This is a genomic window from Sinorhizobium sp. B11 (assembly GCA_039725955.1).
Classification (GTDB): Bacteria; Pseudomonadota; Alphaproteobacteria; order Rhizobiales; family Rhizobiaceae; genus Rhizobium.
This window is the reverse complement of record CP091034.1, coordinates 3,166,095-3,190,183: the sequence shown is the minus strand read 5'-3', so window position 1 is coordinate 3,190,183 and position 24,089 is coordinate 3,166,095. Positions and strand designations below refer to the sequence as shown.

Annotated in this window: 21 protein-coding genes; 9 read left to right on the top strand and 12 right to left on the bottom strand. The window is 60.5% G+C overall.

Annotated elements, in window-relative coordinates; translation table 11 throughout:
* Positions 1-10: 10 nt before the first annotated feature.
* Positions 11-985, bottom strand: a complete 975-nt coding sequence (gene trxB, locus LVY75_25895; GenBank protein ID XAZ22222.1) for a thioredoxin-disulfide reductase — start codon at positions 983-985, stop codon at positions 11-13.
* 229 nt (positions 986-1,214) lie between these two features.
* On the opposite strand from trxB, the gene LVY75_25890 reads away from it, so the two are divergent.
* The gene (locus tag LVY75_25890; GenBank protein XAZ22221.1) at positions 1,215-1,682 is read left to right on the top strand and encodes an Lrp/AsnC family transcriptional regulator; all 468 of its coding nucleotides are present in this window, start codon (positions 1,215-1,217) and stop codon (positions 1,680-1,682) included.
* A gap of 129 nt (positions 1,683-1,811) precedes the next feature.
* Here LVY75_25890 and LVY75_25885 read toward each other — a convergent pair whose 3' ends face one another.
* A complete protein-coding gene (locus tag LVY75_25885; protein ID XAZ22220.1) occupies positions 1,812-2,861 on the bottom strand; it encodes a glycosyltransferase family 4 protein in 1,050 nt (349 codons plus the stop codon).
* 31 nt (positions 2,862-2,892) lie between these two features.
* The gene (greA, locus tag LVY75_25880; protein ID XAZ22219.1) at positions 2,893-3,369 is read right to left on the bottom strand and encodes a transcription elongation factor GreA; all 477 of its coding nucleotides are present in this window, start codon (positions 3,367-3,369) and stop codon (positions 2,893-2,895) included.
* A 249-nt stretch (positions 3,370-3,618) separates the two neighbouring features.
* Here greA and LVY75_25875 point away from each other — a divergent pair, with 249 nt between their 5' ends.
* Complete coding sequence (locus tag LVY75_25875; GenBank protein XAZ25831.1) at positions 3,619-4,851, top strand: putative DNA modification/repair radical SAM protein; 1,233 nt, start codon at positions 3,619-3,621, stop codon at positions 4,849-4,851.
* The gene (locus LVY75_25870) at positions 4,851-6,296 is read left to right on the top strand and encodes a UdgX family uracil-DNA binding protein (protein XAZ25830.1); all 1,446 of its coding nucleotides are present in this window, start codon (positions 4,851-4,853) and stop codon (positions 6,294-6,296) included. The genes LVY75_25875 and LVY75_25870 overlap by 1 nt, the downstream gene beginning before the upstream one ends.
* 14 nt (positions 6,297-6,310) lie before the next feature.
* Here the strand turns inward: LVY75_25870 and LVY75_25865 are convergent, their stop codons facing one another.
* The 5 genes from LVY75_25865 to LVY75_25845 all read right to left on the bottom strand — a co-directional run bounded on the left by LVY75_25865 (position 6,311) and on the right by LVY75_25845 (position 13,739).
* Positions 6,311-7,501, bottom strand: coding sequence for a DUF2235 domain-containing protein (locus tag LVY75_25865; protein XAZ22218.1), 1,191 nt, complete (start codon positions 7,499-7,501; stop codon positions 6,311-6,313).
* A gap of 89 nt (positions 7,502-7,590) precedes the next feature.
* Positions 7,591-8,052, bottom strand: coding sequence for a hypothetical protein (locus tag LVY75_25860; GenBank protein XAZ22217.1), 462 nt, complete (start codon positions 8,050-8,052; stop codon positions 7,591-7,593).
* A 152-nt stretch (positions 8,053-8,204) separates the two neighbouring features.
* Positions 8,205-11,690, bottom strand: coding sequence for a carbamoyl-phosphate synthase large subunit (carB, locus tag LVY75_25855; GenBank protein XAZ22216.1), 3,486 nt, complete (start codon positions 11,688-11,690; stop codon positions 8,205-8,207).
* A gap of 172 nt (positions 11,691-11,862) precedes the next feature.
* Entirely contained in the window at positions 11,863-12,891 is a 1,029-nt protein-coding gene (locus LVY75_25850; GenBank protein XAZ22215.1) for a zinc-dependent alcohol dehydrogenase family protein, read from the bottom strand.
* Positions 12,892-12,968: 77 nt separating this feature from the next.
* Complete coding sequence (locus LVY75_25845) at positions 12,969-13,739, bottom strand: LytTR family DNA-binding domain-containing protein (protein XAZ22214.1); 771 nt, start codon at positions 13,737-13,739, stop codon at positions 12,969-12,971.
* 85 nt (positions 13,740-13,824) lie between these two features.
* Here LVY75_25845 and LVY75_25840 point away from each other — a divergent pair, with 85 nt between their 5' ends.
* Positions 13,825-14,313 carry a DUF2306 domain-containing protein gene (locus LVY75_25840; GenBank protein ID XAZ22213.1) on the top strand — a complete coding sequence of 163 codons (489 nt, stop codon included), beginning with the start codon at positions 13,825-13,827 and terminating at the stop codon, positions 14,311-14,313.
* 84 nt (positions 14,314-14,397) lie between these two features.
* Positions 14,398-15,321 (top strand): zinc metallopeptidase, encoded by a 924-nt coding sequence (locus LVY75_25835; protein ID XAZ22212.1) that lies wholly within the window; start codon positions 14,398-14,400, stop codon positions 15,319-15,321.
* A 52-nt stretch (positions 15,322-15,373) separates the two neighbouring features.
* On the opposite strand, the gene LVY75_25830 is transcribed toward LVY75_25835, so the two are convergent.
* Positions 15,374-16,366, bottom strand: a complete 993-nt coding sequence (locus LVY75_25830) for an aldo/keto reductase (protein ID XAZ22211.1) — start codon at positions 16,364-16,366, stop codon at positions 15,374-15,376.
* A 111-nt stretch (positions 16,367-16,477) separates the two neighbouring features.
* Between LVY75_25830 and LVY75_25825 the strand changes: the two genes are divergently transcribed.
* The 3 genes from LVY75_25825 to LVY75_25815 all read left to right on the top strand — a co-directional run bounded on the left by LVY75_25825 (position 16,478) and on the right by LVY75_25815 (position 20,309).
* Entirely contained in the window at positions 16,478-17,383 is a 906-nt protein-coding gene (locus LVY75_25825; protein XAZ22210.1) for a LysR family transcriptional regulator, read from the top strand.
* Between the two features lie 134 nt (positions 17,384-17,517).
* Positions 17,518-18,765: a TCR/Tet family MFS transporter gene (locus LVY75_25820; protein ID XAZ22209.1), complete on the top strand. Its 1,248-nt coding sequence runs from the start codon at positions 17,518-17,520 to the stop codon at positions 18,763-18,765.
* 140 nt (positions 18,766-18,905) lie between these two features.
* Positions 18,906-20,309, top strand: coding sequence for an MATE family efflux transporter (locus tag LVY75_25815; GenBank protein ID XAZ22208.1), 1,404 nt, complete (start codon positions 18,906-18,908; stop codon positions 20,307-20,309).
* 22 nt (positions 20,310-20,331) lie between these two features.
* Here LVY75_25815 and LVY75_25810 read toward each other — a convergent pair whose 3' ends face one another.
* A complete protein-coding gene (locus LVY75_25810) occupies positions 20,332-20,652 on the bottom strand; it encodes an antibiotic biosynthesis monooxygenase (GenBank protein ID XAZ22207.1) in 321 nt (106 codons plus the stop codon).
* Between the two features lie 115 nt (positions 20,653-20,767).
* Positions 20,768-21,973: a glutamine-hydrolyzing carbamoyl-phosphate synthase small subunit gene (gene carA / locus LVY75_25805; protein XAZ22206.1), complete on the bottom strand. Its 1,206-nt coding sequence runs from the start codon at positions 21,971-21,973 to the stop codon at positions 20,768-20,770.
* A gap of 368 nt (positions 21,974-22,341) precedes the next feature.
* Between carA and LVY75_25800 the strand changes: the two genes are divergently transcribed.
* Positions 22,342-22,794, top strand: coding sequence for a GatB/YqeY domain-containing protein (locus LVY75_25800; GenBank protein XAZ22205.1), 453 nt, complete (start codon positions 22,342-22,344; stop codon positions 22,792-22,794).
* Here LVY75_25800 and LVY75_25795 read toward each other — a convergent pair.
* On the bottom strand, positions 22,775-23,671 hold the full coding sequence (locus LVY75_25795) for a hypothetical protein (GenBank protein XAZ22204.1): 897 nt from the start codon (positions 23,669-23,671) through the stop codon (positions 22,775-22,777). The genes LVY75_25800 and LVY75_25795 overlap by 20 nt on opposite strands.
* Positions 23,672-24,089 lie beyond the last annotated feature (418 nt).

Genomic DNA, 24,089 nt, shown 5'->3' with positions numbered 1-24,089 from the left:
CATGCCACTATTACTCCGCTGCTACGGCAACGGGCATATGGCCCGTCAGATAACGTTCTGCCTCGAGGGCGGCCATGCATCCCAAGCCTGCGGCGGTGATTGCCTGGCGGAAGGTGTCGTCCGTCACGTCGCCTGCGGCATAGACTCCCTCCAGGCTGGTCGCAGTCGAATCCGGTGCGGTCCAGAGGTAGCCATTGTCCTTGAGCTTCAGCTTGCCCTTGAACAGTTCCGTTGCGGGCGCGTGACCGATTGCCACGAAGACACCGTCAACGGCGACATCGGTAATAGTGCCGGTGCGGGTATCGCGCAGGCGAGCACCGGATACGGACGGCGGCATGGGGGGCTTTGCCGGCGTGCCCGTGATCTCGGCGACCTCGGTATTCCAGAGAACCTTGACGTTCTCCTTGGAGAAGAGACGCTCCTGCAGGATTTTTTCTGCGCGGAAGCTGTCGCGGCGGTGCACGACAGTGACCGACTTCGCGATATTGGAGAGATAGAGCGCCTCTTCGACGGCGCTGTTGCCGCCACCGACTACGATCACATCCTTGTTGCGATAGAAGAAGCCGTCGCAGGTGGCGCAGGCAGACACGCCGAAGCCCTGGAAATGCTGCTCGCTCTCAATGCCAAGCCACTTGGCCTTGGCGCCGGTCGCGATAACGAGCGTGTCGGCAGTCCAGACCTGGCCGCTATCGGTGCGGGCAACGAAGGGGCGCTGGTTGAGGTCGACTTCGGTCACGAGGTCGTTAACGATTTCGGCGCCGACATGCTGAGCCTGCTGCAGCATCTGGTCCATCAGCCAGGGACCCTGGATGGGATCTGCAAAGCCCGGATAGTTCTCGACATCCGTGGTGATCATGAGCTGGCCGCCCTGTTCCAGACCGGCGATCAAAACCGGTTTCAGCATGGCGCGCGCGGCATAGACCGCTGCCGTATAACCGGCAGGTCCGGAACCGATAATGAGCACCTTGGTATGGCGGGCAGACATGGAATTTCCTTTCGATAGCAGGATGCGGCGGCTAAGAGGCGAATAAGGCCGTTTCGCGATCCCTGCGCCATTTATGAACGACCAATGCTTTTATTCAAGGGCAGCCTTGCATTACCAACAAGGCAAATGCAGGCGCCGTGCAAGATTCCGTCATCGGACTGAAACTTTCTTGCGTATTCCGTCGCTTTATATAGAAGCTGCCCACGGGGAATTAAAGAAAGGCCTGAGCGTGGTTCGCGCTGAACTTGACGTTATCGACATAAAGATATTGCGGGAACTGCAGGCCGACGGCCGCATGACCAATGTGGAACTTGCCGACAGGGTGGGAATTTCAGCGCCGCCCTGCCTGCGTCGGGTGCGCAAACTCGAAGAAGCGGGCGTCATCGAAGGCTATCACGCGATGTTGAACAGCCCGAGGCTCGGGCTCGATCTCGTCGCGTTCTGCATGGTCGGCCTCAAGCACCAGTCCGAAGCCAATCTGAAGGCCTTCGCTGCCGCCACCGCCGAGTGGCCGCTGGTGCGCCAGGCCTGGATGGTTTCCGGTGACAGCGATTTCCTGCTGCATTGCGTGGCCCAGAACCTCACCCGTTTCCAGGATTTCGTCATCGAAGTGCTGACGGCCAACGAGCATGTCGATACTGTTCGCACCATGCTGACGATCCGACAGGTGAAGAAGCTCGGGCTGGTCGAGCTATAGTCCGAAGCGCGTCGCGATCTTTCAGATCCGCTTGCCACGCTTCAGGCTCTTGTTTTCACGTGTCGTTTCTATTTGCGGTCGACATCTCCGTCTCGCCGCCTTCCTGATATGTCCATAACCTGGCTCGGCTTAAGCGCCGAGAAGCTGCCGGTAAATCCGGTTGATGGCTGTTGCTTCCTTTTCCAGCGCGAAGTTTTCACGCACATGCCGGAGTGCTGTTTCGCCTTGAGCTGAAGTCAGCGCAGGATCGGCAAGATAGGTGGCGATGGCCGCCGTTAGTGCGTCGCCGTCGCCGGGCGGTACGATGACGCCGTTTTCGCCGGGTACGATCATTTCGGCGTAAGCGCCGGCGTCGGATGCCACGACCGGCGTCTTCGAAGCCATGGCCTCCAGTGGCGTCAGCCCGAAACCTTCGTTGCGGGATGGGGCGACATAGAGGCTCAGGCGGCGATACCAGACCTTGATATCAGGCACTTCGCCGATGAAGACGATGCGGTCGGTCAGACCGGCTGCGGCGATATCGGCCTTCAGCTTGTCGGCAAACGCCGTATGCTCCGGCGTGACGCGGCCAGAAATGACGGCCGTCCAGTCCGGATGCTGCGGCAGCAGCGCAATCATCGCCTGGACGAAAAGATCGGTGCCCTTCTGGTGGCGCACGCGGCCGAAACAGCCGACGAGATAGCGGCCGGGCAGGCCGCTGGCGGCGATCGTATCGTCAGCCCCCTCGGGTGGATGGAAAAGCGTCAGATCGACGCCATGCTGGATGATCACATGCGGCACCTTGAGGAAGGAGCCGGAGCGGCTGCTGGTGGCGATGACGGCATCCATCCGGCGGATCAGCCAGCGGGTATAGGAGGTGTGGCGGCGCTGGGCGGCGGAGGTGAAGACGAGCTTCATCGGCATGCGCAGGACGTGGCGCATGAGGATGCCGACGGCCATTTCGTTGTTGCGGCGCGCATGCCAGACGCGCTGCCGGCGCCCGGCAGGCGGGCGCCAGAGGCCGGCAAGTTGCGGCCATTTCAACCGCGGAAGTTCCGGCGGAAGACCAGGGCCGAGCGCGGCGATCTTGATCCCCAGCCGGATCTGGCAGGGGATGAGCTGAACGATAGTGGACGTGACGCCGGAGAGCCGGCGTTTCAGGTTGGGCGCGATGATCTCGACGTCACTGATGTCCGGCACTGGCTGCTCGTGCGAAGAAAGGCGAGGGCGATCAGCCCCAGGAAACGGAAAGGATTTCGTAGGCCTTCGAGCCGCCCGGCGCATTGACTTCAATGGAGTCGCCGACTTCCTTGCCGATCAGCGCGCGGGCGATCGGGGAGGAGATGGAGATGCGACCCTGCTTCACATCGGCTTCCTGATCGCCGACGATCTGGTAGGTCTTTTCTTCCTCGGTGTCCTCGTCGACGAGCTTCACCCTGGCGCCGAACTTGATCTTGTCGCCCGACATCTTGGAGAGGTCGATGACTTCGGCGCGCGCCGTCAGGTCTTCGAGCTCGGTGATGCGGCCTTCATTATGGCTCTGTGCTTCCTTGGCCGCATGGTACTCGGCATTTTCCGAAAGGTCGCCATGGGCGCGCGCTTCCGCAATTGCCTCGATGATTCGCGGGCGCTCCTCCTGCTGACGCCAGCGCAGTTCTTCCTGCAGCTTGACGAAACCACCCTGTGTCATCGGTACCTTATCAACCATTTTTTCGTCCTTCTCTCCCCGCATCCGCAGTTCGCGCAGACACAAAAGAAAACAGGTCCCGAAGGGGACTTCGGAACCGTGTTACAAACCTAGTTCATTGCTTATAGCAGATCGGCACGCGCAATTTCCATAAAATTCGTATCGGCGCTTTTTATCGTCAGCAGAAGTGCCTGCTTTTGAAGGGAACTTGCAGGGAAGCTCATTTCTTCGTCTTGATTTCGCCACCGTGAACATTTAGTGAACAAGATGATGAAGAAATCGCTTAGAGAACGGTTGGCGATCCTCTCCGACGCCGCCAAATATGATGCATCCTGCGCCTCCAGCGGCACGGTCAAACGGGATTCGGCTGCCTCCGGCGGGCTCGGCTCAACCGAAGGCGCCGGCATCTGCCATGCTTATGCGCCGGATGGGCGCTGCATTTCGCTGCTCAAAATCCTGCTTACCAATTTCTGCATCTACGATTGCGCCTATTGCATCAACCGCTCGTCCAGCAATGTCGAGCGCGCCCGTTTCACGCCGGAAGAGGTCGTCTGGCTGACGCTGGAATTCTATCGGCGCAACTATATCGAGGGCCTGTTCCTCTCCTCGGGCATTATACGCTCTTCCGACCATACGATGGAGGAGATGGTACGCATCGTGCGCGAACTGCGCGTCACGCATCATTTTCGCGGCTACATCCACCTGAAATCCATCCCGGAGGCGTCTCCACATCTGATCGAGGAGGCGGGGCTCTATGCCGATCGCCTGTCGCTCAATATCGAGCTGCCGACCGATAGCGGCATCAGCCGTTTTGCGCCGGAGAAGAAGCCCGCCAGCATCCGCCGCTCGATGGGCGATCTCAGGCTGAAGATCGAGGCGGCGGGAGAGCCGACGCTGCAGACCAAGCGGCGCAAGCGCTTCGTGCCGGCCGGGCAGAGTACCCAGATGATCGTCGGCGCTGACGGCGCCAATGATGCGACGATCCTGTCGACCAGCGGTCAGCTTTACAGCAGCTATGGTCTCAAACGTGTCTATTATTCCGCATTCAGCCCGATCCCCGACAGTTCGAAGAACCTGCCGCTCATCAAGCCGCCGCTGATGCGAGAGCACCGGCTCTATCAGGCGGATTGGCTCTATCGCTTCTATGGTTTCGGCATCGACGAGATCACCTCGACACAGCAGGGCGGCATGCTGGATCTCAATCTCGATCCCAAGCTTGCCTGGGCGCTCGGCCATCGCGAGGACTTCCCTGTCGATATCAATCGCGCCGATCGCGAGAAGCTCCTGCGCGTTCCGGGGCTCGGTACCAAAACGGTGAAGGCGATCCTGACGGAGAGGCGGCAGCGCCGGTTGCGGCTCGAGGATCTGCCGCGGCTTGGTGTCTCCCTTCGCAAGGTGCAGGCCTTCATCACTGCCGAGGGCTGGACGCCGCGTCGCCTGGCCGATCGACCGGACCTGCGCGCCATGTTCGAACCGCAACCCGAACAATTGTCGCTGCTATGATGCGCCGTGTCGTTCTGGAGGGCAGGGGGAATTTCGAGGAGTGGCGCAAGGCGGCTCGCGCCTTTGCCGCAGCTGGAATTCTGCCTGATGAAATCGACTGGCATGAAAGAAGCAGCGAACCGGGTTTTGCCTTCCAGCGTGATGCCTTGCCGCCCGATCCGCCCGTCGATGCCAGGACGATGAGCGTACCGCCGGCCTTCATGGCTTTGGCCGAGGCGGTGATCTGCCATAGCGATGCCAGGCGCTTCTCACTGCTTTACAGCCTGCTCTGGCGAACGCAGGAAAACCGGAACCTGCTGGAGCTGGCATCCGATGAAGAGGTGTCGCGCGCCCGGCTGATGCAGAAGAGCGTGCATCGCGACGCCCACAAGATGACGGCCTTCGTCCGCTTCAAGGAGGTGGCGGCCGCTGCCGGCGGGCGGCGTAAATTCATCGCCTGGTTCGAGCCCGATCATTACATTGTCGCGCGCAAGGCTCCGTTCTTCCAGCGCCGCTTCACCGACATGGACTGGCTGATCGCAACGCCAAAGGGATCGGCCGCCTGGGATGGCGAGCGGCTGACGACGAGCGATGCGCCTTGCGAAAAGCCTGATATCAGTGACGCGACCGACGATCTCTGGCGCACCTACTATGCCAGCATCTTCAATCCGGCGCGGCTGAAGGTGAAGGCCATGCAGGCGGAGATGCCGAAAAAATACTGGAAGAACCTGCCGGAGGCCGATCTCATTCCCGGCCTGATTGCCGATGCGGAAGCAAAGGTACTCGCGATGGCCGAGCGCGAGGCGACGATGCCGCTCCCCTATCACAACCGAATTCAGGAAGCGGCGGCTCGTCTGCCGATGCCGGAGACGGCGCCGGCCGGGACGCTGGAGGCGTTGCGCGAGGAAGCTGCGGTCTGCAATCGCTGCCCGCTGCATGCCAGGGCGACTCAGACCGTCTTCGGCGAAGGACCTGTCGATGCAGACATCATGTTCGTCGGCGAGCAGCCGGGCGATCAGGAGGATCTTGCCGGCCGACCCTTCGTCGGACCGGCCGGCAAGGTCTTCGACGAGGCCATTGCGCAGGCCGGTATCGATCGGTCACGGCTTTACGTCACCAATGCCGTCAAGCATTTCAAATATGAGCCGCGTGGCAAGCGGCGGATCCATCAGAAGCCCAATCTTGGCGAGGTGCAGCATTGCCGCTGGTGGCTGAAGCTGGAACTCGATCTCGTCAAGCCGAAGCTGATCGTGGCGATGGGCGCAACCGCCTTTTACTCGCTGACCGGCGACAAGCAGAAACTGGAAGACGTGCGCGGTCGGTCGATTGCGATGGAGGAAGGACGGCTGCTTTTCGTGACGGTGCATCCTTCCTACTTGTTGCGGCTTCCGGACGAGGACAGGAAGGCGCACGAGCTTGCCCGTTTCCGGCAAGACATGAATCAGATCAAGGCTCTGGCTCACTGAGCGTAGAATTCGATTCAGGGAACGAAGACCGGATCCTTCGGCAGGTTGAGCGGATTGTATCCGGTCACCATGCGCACTCTCACGGATTCATGCAGGTTTGCGCGATCGGGGATGAATCGCCGGTCCTCGAGGGGCAGATAAATGCCTCCTCTGTTGCCATGTTTGCGCCAGGAGTTTTCAGGGACTCGCCGAGGAATATATTCGAGCAGTTTCCAGCCCGCACTCATCGAGTCGTGCAGCGGTGCGGCGGCGTTGAGTTCGACATAGCTGTTGTCGCTCCTGCCAAGGACGATATTGTTGACCGTGCGCGAAACGTAAAGCAGGCCCGCAGGCCCGGTTTCCCGGATCATCCACTCGAGCGGTATCTTGATCTGAGCGCTTTCAGCCTCCGGATAGCCGCCGCCGATATCGCCATGGACACCGGCAAACCAGACTTCCTTGAAGTCCTGCTTTGCGGTTGCGGACTTGAAAGGATTGCCGCGATAATCCTGATCCGGCGTCCACAATTCCGGCTGGAACATCGTTCGTCGTTCGTCGATTGCCATGGCGTGACGCACATATTCGACACTGGGGTTCTTTCTGGTGAAGGGGTGCGTCTTGAACTGGATTCGCCCTTTGCCCTTTTCGATGACCGAGGCAACGGTATCGAACAGCCCGAGCAGCTTGATCGGCGGACGATCGTTGCGCAGCATGCGCTCATAGAGCCGCATGCTCTTGAAGGCAGATGAAGGATCTCCGCCATCTGCGTGCTGTTCCTGTTCGGGAATGCCCTTATAGGTTCTGTAAGCGTAGTCGAGCAGGTTCAGGTGATATCTGCTGCAGAGCCCGAAGGCATGGATGAAACCTGCGAGAACCCGGGCCGTATAGGCGCCGCGGCTGAAACCGAAAATATAGATGCGGTCCCTGTCGGGATGGCCGCCGTGATCATCGGGCATGCCGGCATCATAATTTTCGACGAGGAAACGGTAGGCACCTTTGACGTTCTCATCGAGACCCCATCCGGTGGCAAGGCCCCAGACCTCAATGGACTTGCGGTAGAGGGGCAACCAGGCATCTGCCGCGCCAAGCGTGCCGACCCCGGGGTCGTAATAGACGATCTGCTCGTCGGAGCGCTTCAGCGTTCCGAACAGCCGGAGAATGTTGGTGCGGTCTGCGGATATCTCGTTCGACGTGCCGTCGAACAGGATGACGATGTTCTTCGACATGCTGCTCCCCCGATACAGCTCGGGAGCAGGCTAACATCAAGTTCGCATGTCTGCAATTTGGGGTCGCAGATTGCGAACGCTATCAATGTCTAGGAATTGGTAGCGATGAATTCGTCAGGTTTGAAATTGTCTTCGATACTTATTGCGTCAGCACTCAAAAACGAGAGGTTGATCATAGCGCGACGCGCCAAGACCTGTAAAAAGGGCTGCAAATCTCCAATCCGAATGGGTTTTTGAGGCGCTGCTACCTTTTCGTATTTCCCGGAGTAATCGCGCTTTATCCGATGAACATCTGCCCAATCGTAGGCGAAAAGCCCTCGCTCTGCCGTTGCTACGAAGTCATCAGGCCGCGGATAACTTACCAGCAGGTTGACTTCGGAGACGACAGGCAGCTGTAAAAATGCTGCCTCCAAATCACTGGATGCAGCATGCATGTTTGGGAGCGCGGCCAGGGGAATTGCTCCAGCGCCGCCGGTAAAAAAGGTGGCAAGGAAGCCATCCTTGTCGGTCGCGACCCAAGGGTAATCAATATCGAACGGATATTCAGTCATTTTCGGCCATCCGATTTAAGCGGCGTATCAACTCCTAGGCCATTTGGCTTGGCTTTGGAATTGGAACCGCTTCGAAGATACCAAGTTCCGGGCCGTATTCCGGGCGATGGATGAAGATGAATGCGAAGAGGCGATGCCTCTTCACGGTATTATCAGAAGTAGCTCTGCAGCGGGCGGACTTCGAGATTTCCAGCCTTGAGCGCCTTGATCGCCTGGGCGGCGGCTTCGGCGCCGGCCATCGTCGTGTAGTAAGGCACCTTCTGCATCAGCGTGGCGCGGCGGAGCGACTTCGAATCCGAGATCGCCTTGTTGCCGTCGGTCGTGTTGATGACGAGTTGGACCTGGCGGTTGCGGATGGCGTCCTCGATATGCGGGCGGCCTTCCAGAACCTTGTTGATCTTCGTCGCCTCGATGCCATTTTCAGCAAGGAAACGGGCCGTGCCGCCGGTTGCCAGCACCTTGAAGCCTTGTTCAACAAGGATGCGGATCGCGGGGAGAACGCGCGGTTTGTCGGCATCGCGCACGGATACGAAGACCGTGCCTTCACGTGGCAGTTCGACGCCGGCGCCGAGCTGCGACTTGGCAAAGGCCAGCGCGAAATCGCTGTCGAGGCCGATGACTTCGCCGGTCGAGCGCATTTCCGGACCGAGCAGCGTATCGACGCCCGGGAAGCGGGCGAAGGGGAAGACGGCTTCCTTGACGGCAATGTGCTTCAGCGCGCGGGGATCCGGCTTCTCGCCATAGGCGGCGAAGGTCGCATCGAGCTTCTCGCCGGCCATGACGCGGGCGGCGATCTTGGCGATCGGCGCGCCGATGGTCTTGGCGACAAAGGGCACGGTACGGGAGGCGCGCGGGTTGACTTCGAGTACGTAGACGGTGTCGTCCTTGATGGCGAACTGCACGTTCATCAGGCCGCCGACGTTCAGCGCCTTCGCCATGGCCTTGGCCTGGCGCTCCAGCTCATCGAGCATCTCGCGAGACAATGTGCGTGGCGGCAGCGAGCAGGCGCTATCGCCGGAGTGGATCCCGGCTTCTTCGATATGTTCCATGATGCCGGCGACATAAACGTCGGTGCCGTCGGAGAGGCAATCGACGTCGACTTCGATGGCGTTCGTCAAGTAGCTGTCGAAGAGGAGCGGGTTCTTGCCGAGCAGCGTGTTGATCTGGCCGGTCTTGTCGTTCGGGTAGCGCGCCTTGATATCCTCAGGCACCAGTTCCGGAACCGTATCGAGCAGGTAGCTCTGCAGCTGGCTCTCGGCATGGATGATCTGCATGGCGCGGCCGCCGAGCACGTAGGACGGGCGAACGACCAGCGGGAAGCCGATTTCGGCAGCGACCAGGCGGGCCTGTTCGACGGAATAGGCGATGCCGTTGTTCGGCTGGTTGAGGTCGAGCTTCATCAGAAGCTTCTGGAAGCGGTCGCGGTCTTCGGCAAGGTCGATCATGTCGGGCGCGGTGCCGAGGATCGGGATGCCGTTCTTTTCGAGTGCTTCGGCAAGCTTGAGCGGGGTCTGGCCGCCGAACTGGACGATGACGCCGACGACTTCGCCCTTTTCCTGCTCGGCGCGCAGGATTTCGATCACGTCTTCGGCCGTCAGCGGCTCGAAATAGAGGCGATCGGAGGTATCGTAGTCGGTCGAGACCGTTTCCGGGTTGCAGTTGATCATGATCGCTTCATAGCCGGAATCCTTCAGCGCGAAGGCGGCATGGCAGCAGCAATAGTCGAATTCGATGCCCTGGCCGATACGGTTCGGACCGCCGCCGAGGATGACGACCTTCTTGCGGTCGGAGACCAGCGCCTCGGAGCGCGCAGCGCCGACGAAGGGCGTCTCATAGGTCGAGTACATGTAGGCGGTCGGCGAGGCGAATTCGGCAGCGCAGGTGTCGATGCGCTTGAAGACCGGGCGGACGTTCAGCGAGTTGCGCAGCTCTGCCACTTCCTTCGGGCGCTTGCCGGTCAGCGTCGCGAGGCGGGCATCTGAGAAGCCCATGGCCTTCAGCATGCGAAGGTTGGTCTCGTCGGTCGGCAGGCCATGCTCGCGGATGCGGGCTTCCATGTCGACGATGTTCTTCAGCTGGGCGATGAACCATGGGTCGATTTTGCAGCCTTCGTGAACCTCTTCGATGGTGAGGCCCATGCGCAGCGCCTGGGCGACCATGCGCAGGCGATCCGGCGTCGGCGTGCCGATCGCGGCGCGGATGGCGTTCAGGCTGGATTCGCCTTCTTCGGCATCGGGGATCTCGATTTCGTCGAGGCCGGTCAGACCGGTTTCGAGGCCGCGCAGCGCCTTCTGCAGCGATTCTGCAAAAGTACGGCCGATCGCCATGACTTCGCCGACGGACTTCATGGCTGTGGTCAGAACCGGGGAAGCGCCTGGGAATTTCTCGAAGGCGAAACGCGGGATCTTGGTGACGACATAGTCGATCGACGGTTCGAACGAGGCAGGGGTCGCGCCGCCGGTGATGTCGTTTTCGAGTTCATCGAGCGTATAGCCGATGGCGAGCTTGGCGGCGATCTTGGCAATCGGGAACCCAGTAGCCTTGGAGGCGAGCGCCGAGGAGCGCGATACGCGCGGGTTCATTTCGATGACGACGAGGCGGCCGTCCTTCGGATTGACGGCGAACTGCACGTTCGAGCCGCCGGTCTCGACGCCGATCTCGCGCAGCACCGCAATCGAAGCGTTGCGCATGATCTGGTATTCCTTGTCCGTCAGCGTCAGCGCCGGGGCGACGGTGATCGAATCGCCGGTATGGACGCCCATCGGGTCGATGTTCTCGATCGAGCAGATGATGATGCAGTTGTCCGCCTTGTCGCGGACGACCTCCATCTCATACTCCTTCCAGCCGAGGACGGATTCTTCGACCAGCACTTCGGTGGTCGGCGAAGCATCGAGGCCGCTGCCGACGATTTCGAAGAATTCAGAGCGGTTATAGGCAATGCCGCCGCCAGTGCCGCCGAGGGTGAAGGACGGGCGGATGATGGCCGGCAGGCCGACATGGTCGATCGCCTGGGCGGCAATCGCCATCGCATGGCTCATGTAGCGCTGCTTGCGGTCGCTCTCGCCGAGGTTCCACTGGTTTTCCAGTTCGTCGAGCGCCTTGTCGAGATCGGCGCCGGAGAGGCTTTCGCGCAGCTTGGTGCGCTCGGCTTCATGGGTCTTGCGATCGGCGTCCTTGATGTCGGTGGCGTTTGCCAGCATCGAGCGCGGTGTTTCAAGGCCGATGCGGGCCATCGCCTCGCGGAACAGCGCGCGGTCCTCGGCCATGTCGATGGCGGCGGGCTTGGCGCCGATCATCTCGACATTATAGCGGTCGAGCACGCCCATGCGCTTCAGCGAGAGCGCGGTGTTCAGCGCCGTCTGGCCGCCCATGGTCGGCAGCAGCGCGTCGGGGCGTTCCTTGGCGATGATCTTGGCGACGACTTCAGGCGTGATCGGCTCGACATAGGTTGCATCGGCGAGCCCCGGGTCGGTCATGATCGTGGCCGGGTTGGAGTTGACGAGGATGACGCGGTAGCCTTCCTCCTTCAGCGCCTTGCAGGCCTGGGTGCCGGAATAGTCGAATTCGCAAGCCTGGCCAATCACGATCGGTCCTGCGCCGATGATGAGAATCGATTTGATGTCTTGGCGCTTCGGCATGGGCGATATCCATTTCTAGCTGCGCAAAAAGCCGGCCAGGGTGGGAGGTCACCGGGTCGGGTCGCGCATTGAGGGTCTTTTCAGGCTAGAAGCGGCTTATAGGCAAATGTTTTTGCAAACGGAACCCCATAAATCAAGGAATCGACAGGAATCCGGACCGCCCTTTGGAAGCCTATTGCTGACCGGGCACGACGAGCGCGCGAATCTCGCCGCCGAGCGCCGGATTGGCGATCGCTTCGGGCGCCTGTTCCAGCGTGATCCGACGCGAAATCAGCTGCTCGACCCTGATTGCGCCCGACGCGATAAGATCGGCCGCACGCCCGTGTGTGAAAGGGTTGAGGAAGGAAGTGACGAGGCTCACCTCGCGGAACAGCAGATCGAAGGGCTCGACCTCGATCTTTGCGCCTTGCGGCATGACGCCGAGGATGAGGGCCGTGCCGCCACGCCTTGCGAGCTTCGGCGCCTGCATCATGGTTTCCGGCACGCCAGCGCATTCGAAGACGACGTCGGCACCGCCTGGCAGCAATCCGCCTTCGCCGGTAATGCCGCTGATTGGATCCTTCCACGATGGATCGAAGGTGGCCGTTGCGCCAAGTGTTTCAGCGAGCGTCCGTTTATCTGAATTTCGGGTGACGAGGAGGACATGCGTCGCGCCGGCGAGCCGGGCAAGCTGGACGGTGAGAAGGCCGATTACACCGCCGCCGAGCACGATGACGGAAGCGCCGGTCTTAATATTGGCGAGATCGACGCCGTGGAGGCAGCAGGCGAGCGGCTCGCAAAAGGCGCCGTGCAGTGGATCGAGACCAGGCGGAAGGGCGAAGGCCTGTTTCTGCGGCAGGATGACATAGTCGGCAAAACCGCCGTCTTTGTGGATGCCGATCGCCTGCAGGTTCCGGCAGAGATTGACCCGGCCGTTGTGGCATTCTTCGCAGCGACCGCAGGCGATATTGGGATCACCCGTTACGCGCATACCGGGGCGGAAACCGCTGACCTCGGAGCCGACCGCTTCGATGATGCCGGCGAATTCGTGGCCAAGGGTCACCGGTGGATGGGAGGGGAACTCGCCGAGGAAAAGATGTCGGTCGGTGCCGCAGATGCCGCAGGCTTCGACGCGCACCAGCAGGTCATCCGGTCCGGGAACGGGCCTTTCGACCTCGCGCAGGAACAGCTTTCCGGTCGCTTCCAGGCGCACGGCTTTCATCGGCATTCTCCTCCAGGTCTCCTCATCATGAGGAAGCGGGAAAGCAGGAGTCGCGTCAAGCAGTTGCCGGCATTTCTTCAGCCGAAGCGCCGGCGGGCTTCCTCGGCAAAACTCCGGCTGACGGGAATCTGCGTGCCGTCGCGCGTGAGGATCAGGATCTTGCCGTTATCGCGTTTCAGGGCTTCAACATGAGCGTCGGCCACCCAATGTGACCTATGCACCTGGAGGCCTGGTGTCCCGCCGATCTCGCGCAGCGCGTCGGAAAAACGCAGCAGCACCAGCTCGCGACCGCGGCTGGTAACGACCTCGGTGTAGTGATCCTGCACGGATAGACGCAGCAGGGCGCCGCGATTCTGCGGCTTCAACCGATCGAGGATCGAGGTTGATGAGGATATTTCCGCCTTTGCCTGTTCGATCTGGCGATGCATGGTGAGATAGGTCAGGAAGCAGAAGAGGGCGCAGAGCGGCAGCGCGAAGAAGGCCCTGTAGAGGCTGCTTTCCAGCAGGACCGGATCGCCGCTGAAAATGTAGTCGACGAGACCGATCGCAAAGCCGATCGGCAAGGCTGCGACCAGCGAGCCGATCATCATGCGCCAGAACATGCGATCCAGCACCTTGCGCAGCAGAGTATCGGCAAGCACCGAAAACAGGATCGCGATCGACCATGCGGCAGCGTGCAGGATCAGCCAATAGGCGAAGCGCTTGCCGGCCGGCATGCTTTCCATCGTGCCGTAGGGGCCGGTCACCGCGAAGATCAAAACGACGGCGAGGAAGGTTCCCCAGAAGCGCGGAGAGCGCCAGAAAACCTGCAATTCGCGAAGCGTGGATTGCAAGGACGGGTGATCCACGAAGTTTCCTCGCCGTTTACGCCATCTTTGTTGAGAGGAACGCAGTCATGCCGGAAACAGGGGGCGATTTCAACCGGAGCCGACCATGACCCTCGAGCCACTGTTCAATGCGCCCCTTGCCATTCAGATCCACGTCCTTGCCGTCGTGCCGGCAGCAATCCTTGGCGCCTATCTGCTGGCCCGGCCGAAGGGCACGCCAAGGCACCGGCTGCTCGGCAAGGTCTGGATGGCGCTGATGGTCATCACGGCGCTCTCGAGCTTCTTCATCCACAGGATCAATCTGTTCCATGGCTTCAGCCCGATCCACCTTCTTTCCATCGCGGTGCTTGCTGGAAGCTGGCGGGCTATTCTGGCTGCACGGCGGCACGATATCCGTACGCATCGCCGGGTCGTATCGGGCATGTATTTCGGCGGCATCGTCGTTGCCGGCCTTGCCACTCTGCTGCCGGGCCGGTTGATGAATGCCGTCGCCTTTTCCGGCGACAGCTGGATGGCGGTAGCGGTGCTCGTGCTGGTCGCCGTTGCGGTCGTCGGTGCCATCCGGTTCGCGCCGCGCCGCAGCCGGGCGGCGTAAGGAGGCGGCTGGAATTCGTTCTCGCACCGGATATATAACTGACTCCTAAGAGCATGCTTCAATGCATAGCCGGGGAGATCGAAGATGGAATGGAAAGGCCGGCGTCAATCCGACAATATCGAGGATCGCCGCAGCGATCCGTCCGGTGGCGGCAATCCCTTTGGCCGCGGTGGCGGTTTCAGTTTTCCGTCGGGCGGCGGGGTTGGCCGTCGCGGTGGCGGGCTCAGCATCGGCACGATCATCTTTCTCGTCGTCATCTACCTGATCTTCAAGGCGATGGGTATCGACCTGATGCAGGTGATGGATGGCGGCGGTTCGGTCGGAGGTCCCGGTTACGAGCAAAGCCAATCGTCTCCGCAGGCGCCTGCCAATGACGAGATGACCGCCTTCGTGCGCACGGTTCTCGCCGAAACCGAAGATACATGGCATGGCATTTTCCAGTCGCAGGGCAAGGATTACGAAGAGCCGCGGCTTGTTCTCTTCTCCGGCCAGACGCAATCGGCCTGTGGTTTCGCATCGGCTGCGACCGGTCCGTTCTATTGCCCCGGCGATCATAAAGTCTATCTGGACACTGCCTTCTTCCAGCAGCTTTCCGATCAGTTCGGCGCTTCAGGCGATTTTGCGGAGGCCTATGTGATCGCCCACGAGGTCGGCCATCATGTGCAGAACCTGCTCGGCATCCTGCCGAAATTCAATCAGGCACGCCAGAGCATGAGCGAGGCGGATGCGAACAAGATGTCGGTCCGCGTCGAGCTGCAGGCGGATTGCTTTGCCGGCATCTGGGGCAAGTTCACACAGCAGAAGGGCATTCTCGATGCCGGCGATCTCGAAGAGGCCTTGAACGCTGCGCAGCAGATCGGCGACGATACGCTGCAGAAGCGTTCGCAGGGCTATGTCGTGCCGGAGAGCTTCAACCACGGCACGTCGGCGCAGCGCGTGCGCTGGTTCAAGCGGGGCTTCGACAGCGGGCAGCTTTCGGCCTGCGATACTTTCTCCAACCCGATTTGAGCGGAATATCCGGCACCCTGCCTCCAGGCGGGGTGCCGGTACGCCGGGCAGCTTACTTTTCGCTGTCCATATGCTTGAGCTGGGCCTCCGGGTAGCGGGCGCCCTTGGCAGCCCCCTTCGGTACGGCGCGTTCGATGGCGGAGAGATCATCCTTGGTGAGCTCGACGGCACGCGAACCGAGTGCTTCCGTCAGCCGGTCGCGGCGGCGGGCGCCGACCACCGGCACGATATCCGTGCCCTGCGCCGCCACCCAGGCGATTGCCACCTGCGCAACCGAGGCGCCCTTGAGGGTGGCGATCTTTCTCAGTTCCTCGACCAGAGCGAGATTTTCATCGATATTGCCTTCCTGGAAGCGCGGGCTGACGGCGCGGAAGTCACCTGCACCCTGCTGGCCTTTCTGCCAGTGGCCGCTGATGAGGCCGCGCGAGAGCACGCCATAAGCGGTGATGGAGATGCCGAGCTCGCGGGTAGCAGGCAGGATCTCATCCTCGATGTCGCGGGAGATCAGCGAATATTCGATCTGCAGGTCGGCAATCGGTGCGACGGCCGCAGCCCGGCGGATCGTATCGGCGCCGACTTCGGAGAGGCCGACATGGCGGACGTAGCCGGCCTTGATGAGATCGGAGATGGCACCCACCGTGTCCTCGATCGCCACGTTGGGATCGAGGCGGGCAGGGCGGTAGATATCGATATAGTCGACGCCCAGGCGCTGCAGCGTATAGGCAAGGAAGTTCTTCACGGCGATCGGGCGGGCGTCGTAGCCATTCCAGCCGCTGGAGGGATCGCGCAAGGCGCCGAACTTGACGCTGATGACGGCGTCTTCGCGCTTGCGGCCCTTGAGCGCTTCCCCAATCAGCATCTCATTATGGCCCATGCCATAGAAATCGCCTGTGTCGAGCAGATTGACGCCGGCATCGAGTGCTGCGTGGATGGTTGCTATGCTTTCGGCACGGTCGGACGGGCCGTACATGCCCGACATGCCCATGCAGCCGAGACCGATGGCCGAAACATCAGGACCGGTTTTTCCCAAACGATAGGTCTGCATCTTCTTCTCCTTCAGCGACGCCCCGATGGCGTCTTCGGATGCCGTTTTATAGCAGCCATGTTTGTGCGATAATCCGGATGGTATCGAACGGGCCGTACGGAAAAATGCACAATGGATGATCTTCCCCTCAGTGATCTGGATGCCTTTGCCGCGATTGCAAGAGAGCGCAGCTTCCGCTCCGCAGCCCGCAAGCGCGGGGTTTCCGCATCGTCGCTGAGCGATTCTCTGCGACGCCTCGAAGAGCGGCTCGGCGTCAGGCTTCTCAATCGCACGACGCGTTCCGTCACGCCGACGGCGGCGGGCCAGCGATTGCTTGAGAAGCTCTCTCCGGCGCTTTCGGAAGTGGCTGCCGCGCTCGGTCAGCTCGACAGTTTTCGCGATAGTCCGGCGGGCACGCTCAGGCTCAACGTGCCGAGTATTGTCGTCAAACTTTTCATGGCGGAACTCGCCGCCCGGTTTCTGACGCTCTACCCACAGATCACCCTGGAAATCATTGGCGAAGATACATTCATCGACGTGCTGGCCGCCGGCTTCGATGCCGGCATTCGCTATGACGAGCGGCTGGAACGGGACATGATTGCCGTGCCGATCGGTCCGCGCCGGCAGCGCTATGTGACGGCGGTCGCTCCCGCTTACCTGGAAAGGCGGGGCACACCGCAGCATCCACGGGATCTGCTGGAACATAGCTGCATTCGCCATCGCTTCATCAGCGGCGCTTCGCTTGCCTGGGAATTCGAAAGGGGTGACGAAACGCTCGTGATCGCGCCGTCCGGTCCCGTCATCGCCAATGCCGTGGAGATGGAAATCGAGGCCGCGCTTGCAGGTCTTGGTGTCATCCGCACCTTTGAAGAACTGCTCGCGCCGAGGATTGCGGAAGGCCGGCTGGTGCGGATCCTGAGTGAGTGGGACAGCGAATTTTCCGGCCCGTTTCTCTACTATCCGAGCCGCCGCCACATGCCCGCGCCATTGCGGGCCTTTGTGGACTTCGTGCGGGTGGAGCAGCGAAAAAGCGCGTGAATGATCTGTTTTGGCGGATTCTCCATCAAAAACATTGAAATGTTCACGGATTGTTTCGCTCAATTCAATCGGCTATGTCATATATTCGGCGACGAGATCGTCTTTCCAGAAAATATCGGCTGTAGAGATGTCTTATGCTTGATCCGAAATTCGTTCGCCGCGGCCTTTTCCTGGTCTTCATCATTCTCTTTCTGGATGTTATCGGCATCGCGATCATCATGCCGGTCCTGCCTGTCTATCTGGAGGAACTGACGGGCGGCACGGTCAGCGATGCAGCCGTCGACGGCGGCTGGCTGATGCTGATCTATTCGCTGATGCAGTTCCTGTTTGCGCCGCTGCTCGGAAACCTGAGCGACCGTTTCGGGCGACGGCCGATCCTGCTGCTCTCGGTGCTGACCTTCGCGTTCGACAATTTCATCTGCGCCATCGCCACCAGTTACTGGATGCTCTTCGTCGGCCGTGTGCTCGCCGGCATCAGCGGCGGCAGCTTCGCCACCTGCTCGGCCTATATTGCCGACATCAGCAATGAAGAGAACCGCGCCAAGAATTTCGGCCTGATCGGTATCGCCTTCGGTGTCGGTTTCACTGTCGGTCCCGTCATCGGCGGTTTCCTCGGCGAGTTCGGGCCGCGCGTGCCATTCTATGGTGCGGCCGCGCTTTCCTTCGTCAATTTCGTTGCCGCCTGTTTCCTGCTGCCGGAAACGCTCGAAGCGAAGAACCGCCGTACCTTCGAGTGGAAGCGCGCAAACCCGCTCGGCGCTTTGCGGCAGATGCGGCACTATCCCGGGATCGGCTGGGTTTGCCTCGTGATGTTCCTGTTCTTCCTCGCCCATGCCGTCTATCCCTCGGTCTGGCCCTTCGTCTCGACCTTCCGCTATGGCTGGAGCGAAGGGCAGATCGGCCTGTCGCTCGGCATCTACGGCATCGGTGCGGCTGTCGTCATGGGGCTTGTCCTGCCGCGTGTCGTGCCCGTTCTCGGCGAATGGAAGACGGCGGTTCTCGGCCTCTGCTTCTCGATGGCGGCGCTTTCGGGCTACGCTTTCGCCTGGGAGGGCTGGGTCGTCTACACGGTGATCGTATTGACCGTCATGGAGAATGTCGCCGACCCGCCGTTGCGCAGCATCGCCGCCGGCAAGGTGCCGCCATCGGCACAAGGAGAGTTGCAGGGCGCGCTCACGAGTATCAGCAGCATCACGACGATCATCGGCCCGCTGATCTTCACGCAGATGTTCGGCTATTTCACCAAGCCGGATGCGCCGATCACCTTTGCCGGTGCGCCTTATCTGCTGGCCGCTTTCTTCATCATGGTTGCGGCGGTTGTATTTCTGACGCGTGTGAGGATAGCGAAAGCGCCGGCACAAGCCTTCAACGCGGCGGAATGATCCATCAAAAACAATGAAGCTGTGATGAATTTTTCAGCATCTGCTTGTTTTGGGGTAGTTCTTTGCGCTGCCTTGCTTTAAGCCAGCGTGATATTTTGCCGCACTGCGGCTCTCAATAATTCAATCTCAGGAACAGTGTCATGGACACGCCGATCGATGTGCGCGCCGTCGCGCCTGCAAAGGACAACCGTTGGTCTGCGCATTTTCGCGCCACGCTGATGCTCGGCGTGCCGCTGATCGGCGCCCAGCTCGCGCAGTTCGGCATCGGCATGACCGACGTAATGATCGTCGGTCAGCTCGGAGCCGAGCATCTTGCCGCCATGGTGCTTTCTGCGCAGTTCCTGTTCACGATCCTGATTTTCGGTTCGGGCTTTGCGATTGCCGTTATCCCGATGGTGGCCCAGGCCTATGGCCGCGGCGATGTCGTGACCGTGCGCCGGTCGCTGCGCATGGGCATCTGGGTCGTCATCTGCTACTGGCTGCTGATGCAGCCTGCCTTCTATAATTCCGAGAGGATCCTGCGCTATTTCGGGCAGGAGCCTGAAGTGGCGAAGCTTGCCCACGGTTATATCATCATCGGCCAGCTCGGCGTGCTGCCGGGGCTGCTCTACAACGTCATGCGTGCCCTCGTCAGCGCCATCGGCAAGGCCGGCGTCATCCTCAACGTCACCATCGCCATGCTGGTGCTGAATGCGATCGGCGCCTATATCCTCGTGCTCGGCCATTTCGGCTTTCCGGTCATGGGGCTGGAGGGGGCCGCAATCGTGTCCGTCGTGGTGCAGACGGCGGGCTTCCTCTTCATCCTCTCCTATGTGCAGGGCAGGGAAGAGACGCGCCGCTACGAGATCTTCGTGCGCTTCTGGAAGCCGGACTGGCATGCCTTCTTCGAGGTCGTTCGCCTCGGTCTGCCGATCAGCATCACCATCCTGGCCGAAGTCAGCCTCTTCACGGCAGCCTCGCTGCTGATGGGCCGTATCGGTACGATCGAACTTGCCGCGCATGGTATCGCCCTGCAATGGGCTTCGATGGCCTTCATGATCCCGCTCGGCCTCGGCCAGGCAGCAACCGTTCGTGTCGGCGTTGCGCACGGGCAGGGCGATCATGCCGGGCTGGTGCGGGCGGCTATCACAGTGCTCATCATTGCCGCCGCCGCGTCCATCATCGGCAGCATCATCTTTGCGGCCATACCCCAGGTTCTGGCGCGGCTCTTCCTTGATGTCAGCCTGCCGGAGGCACCCGAGGTGCTGGCTTATGCCGGCCCGCTGATCGTCGTTGCCGGTCTCTTCCAGTTCGTCGATGGCCTGCAGGCAATCGCCAGCGGACTGCTGCGTGGGCTGAAGGATGCGCGCGTGCCGATGGTCATGGCGCTGATCGCCTATTGGCCGATCGGCTTTTTCCTCGCCTGGGCCTTTGCCTTCCCGCTCGGCTTCGGCGGGCTTGGAATCTGGTATGGCTTTCTCGTCGGGCTGGCGGCCGCTGCCGCCATGCTCTGCGCCCGCTTCTATATTCTCGTACGCCGCGAGGGCGCGACGGCCGGGGCTTAAGCCGGCCGTCATATCTCAGCTGTCAGGCCGCAACCGGTTTGTAGCTGGCGATATCGGCGCGAATTCCGAGCCGCGCGAACATTTCCTGAGGATCGAAATTGGCCGCCTTGTGGGCTGCGGCAATGACTGCCCGAACGCGTTCGACGACATCGGCGCTTTCCCATTCGGCAACAGTCACGAAATTGAATTCGCCGGGACCGGCAATCTGTTCCAGCACCGTATGATTGATGAAGCCGTCCTGTGCCTCCAGCACCTTATGGGTCATCATCACATTGACGAGAAATTCTTCGCGCGCCGCAGCCGGCACGATGAATTTGTCTATCCTGTAGAAAGCTCCGCTCATCCAGTCTTCTCCTGCATATGATGTGTTGCAGGCAGTTCTGTAATTCCTCAAGTTAAGTTGAGGTCAATACGCGGGCAAAGAAAAAGGCCCGCATTGTGCGGGCCTTGATCTGATGTCAGCGTTCGGCGAGTGCCGGTTCGCCCTTCTTCTCGCGCACCATGTTGACGAAGCGGCGGAAGAGGTAGTGGCTGTCCTGCGGGCCGGGAGAGGCTTCCGGGTGGTGCTGGACGGAGAAGACCGACTTGCCGAGGACGCGCAACCCGCAATTGGTGCCGTCGAACAGCGATACGTGAGTCTCTTCAACACCTTCGGGCAGCGACTTCGTGTCGACTGCAAAGCCGTGGTTCATGGAGACGATCTCGACCTTGCCGGTCGTGTGATCCTTGACCGGATGGTTCGCGCCGTGGTGGCCCTGGTGCATCTTCTCGGTCTTGGCACCGAGCGCAAGGCCCAGCATCTGGTGGCCGAGGCAGATGCCGAAGACGGGGATATCGGTCTTGATCAGATCCTTGATGACGGGAACGGCATATTCGCCTGTAGCTGCCGGATCGCCGGGGCCATTCGACAGGAAGATGCCGTCGGGCTGCAGGGCAAGCACGTCCTCGGCGCTCGTCGTTGCCGGCATGACGGTGACCTTGCAATCGAGACCGGCGAAGAGGCGCAGGATATTGCGCTTCACGCCGTAATCCAGGCAGACGACATGGTACTTCGTGTCGGCAGCGCCGAGTTCGCCATAGCCCTCGTCCCAAACCCAGGGGGTCTGCGACCACTGCGAGGACTGGCCAGACGAAGCGATTTTGGCGAGGTCGAGGCCTTCGAGGCCGCTCCAGGCCTTGGCCTCTGCCTTCAGCGCTTCGACGTCGAAATTGCCGGAGGGCTCGTGAGCGATGACGGCGTTGGGCGAGCCGTTTTCGCGGATCCAGGCGGTCAGTGCGCGGGTGTCGATGCCGCAAAGGCCGATGATGCCGCGGGCTTTCAGCCAGGAATCGAGATGCTTTGCCGCGCGGTAATTCGAAGGTTCGGTGATATCGGCCTTGAAGATGACGCCGACCGCGCCATGGCGTGCTGCCGGCGTCAGGTCTTCGATATCTTCGTCATTGGTGCCGATATTGCCGATATGCGGGAAGGTGAAGGTGACGATCTGGCCGAGATAGGAGGGGTCGGTGAGGATTTCCTCGTAGCCGGTCAGTGCCGTGTTGAAGACGGCCTCCGCCTGGATCTTGCCGGTTGCGCCGATACCCTTGCCTTCGATGACGGTGCCGTCGGCAAGAACGAGCAGGGCGGTCGGCTTTTCGGTTGTCCAGGGTGCTGTCGCGGTCATCTTCATCCCGTTTCCGGCGGGCTTGGCGTTCTGGCAACGCGAGCCGGCCATTTGATCTCGCAGGTGCAGGCGCGCGGCTTTGGCCGCGTTTGACGCCTGATCACGAATTTTGGTGCAGGTGGCGGTAGATAGCCACGCTCTCTGCCTAGGTCAATCTTTGTACTGCAGATTGCGGCACTTTTCCTGCCGATATTGCCGGGATTCTCGCAATTTATTTGATCCCACACATCGACGTGGTTTATGAAAGCGCCATTCCAGAGCGGCGGGCCGGGAAACGGATTCGCCGCTTGAAGTTTTTGTTCAAGCATCGGCCTATCGGAAAAGCTCTCTCACACTTTTCGGCCCGGTGCTTCAGAAGGAGTAAAGATATGCTGCGCGATCAACTCGCCACCCAGCTCAAGGAAGCCATGAAGGCGAAGCAGATGGACCGTCTCGGCACCATCCGCCTCATCCAGGCCGCGATCAAGGATCGCGACATCGCCAATCGTGGCATCGGCAAGGAAGAGGCGGGCGATGACGAAGTGCTGCAGATCCTCGCCAAGATGGTGAAGCAGCGCGATGAGTCGGCGAAGATTTACGAAGAGAACGCCCGTCCCGAGCTTGCAGCCAAGGAGCGCGCAGAAATTGTCGTTATCCAGGATTTCATGCCGAAGCAGCTTTCCGACGATCAGGTGCGTGCCAATATCGCCGCCATCATCAAGGAAGTCGGCGCTGAAGGGCCGAAGGACATGGGCAAGATCATGGCTGCTCTGAAGGAGCGCTATGCGGGCCAGATGGATTTCGCCAAGGCTTCCGGTACGGTCAAAGAGCTCTTGAAGTAAGACGTCTTGCCTGCGGTTGTTCTTCGACTGCAGGCCCAAGCACGGCTTCGGCGGCAGAATCGATGATGGCAAATTTCGCCGCCTGATAGTTCCAATATTCGAGTACGAAACCGCGCGAGAGCCAGAAATCGCCCTTTCTCGGCGGCTCGGTCCAGCCCACGCTTCCCATCTCGGCGGCCTGTGTGAGCAGGCGTTTCAGATGCGTGTTGGAAATCATGAACTGGTCGCGAATCTCGCGCAGCGACACCGGACCGACGATGATGCGGTCGGCAGAACGCGGAAAGCCTGGCAGGCGCGATATCAGATAATCCATCACGAGGCCGCCGGAATTGGCCCAGTTGAAGAGATTGAAGGTAGCGCCCGGATCGCGCACAGCTTCGGTTTCGATGATCTTCTTGGCGATGAGCGGCTGCAGGCGGGCGATCAACGTGGGATCGGCCGTCAGATTTTCTGCGCGGCTGCCGCCATCCAGGCTATCCAGAATCATCAGGTGGGCGACCAGCCATTTGGTGAAATGGTGCTCCGCCGTTTCCGTCGGCTCAAGAAAGCGGGTGCGTTTGTCATCGCCCGGAATGGGGCGCAGAAAACGGTAGGCCAGCATTTCCTGCACGAAGGCGGCTGCCGTGTTGCGGCTGGCGATCTTGTTCTGCATGACAAAATCGATGAAGCGGCCGGAATAGAGGCCGCGCTTCTCATCACCAGGATAGCCGTAGTAGAGAGCAAAACCTGTATGCGCCATCAGCCAGCGCTGCTGTGCTGCGAATATCGACGCAATACGCGGGCTGTCGCGATAAATCGCGAGCATTTCATTGGCACAATGAAGAATTGCAGCAAGAAAATTATCGTTGGCTGCAAGATTTTCTGCGGTGTAGGCCATAGCGCTGTCCAGGATTTCCGCGCATTCATTTGCCACGCCTATTGGAAGTGTCAATGCTTTTGTATTTCAGGGGTTAATTGGTAAGGTAAAGCTCAATAAAAGCTGCAGCGCATAAGCCCAAAATAAAGAAGGCAGGAGCTGGGGGCGCTCCTGCCTTCTTGCTCTTTGCTTCCGTCAGCGACGCAGGGTCGAAACCCAAGCCGGCGGGTATTTGCAAAGGCACCCTTGCGAGGCGGCGCCGGGGGTAGGGATGGTGCCTCGCTTGGGGATCGCTTTGTTGAGATCGAACTTATGGCCAGCCCCCGGCTTATTCAAATTACAAAAATATAATAATCCTGGATTCGGCCTTTCCGGACGCGACAATGTGGTTAGGCCACGCATGCCGAGAAAGCCTGTTCAATCCCGCAATGTTTCTTTT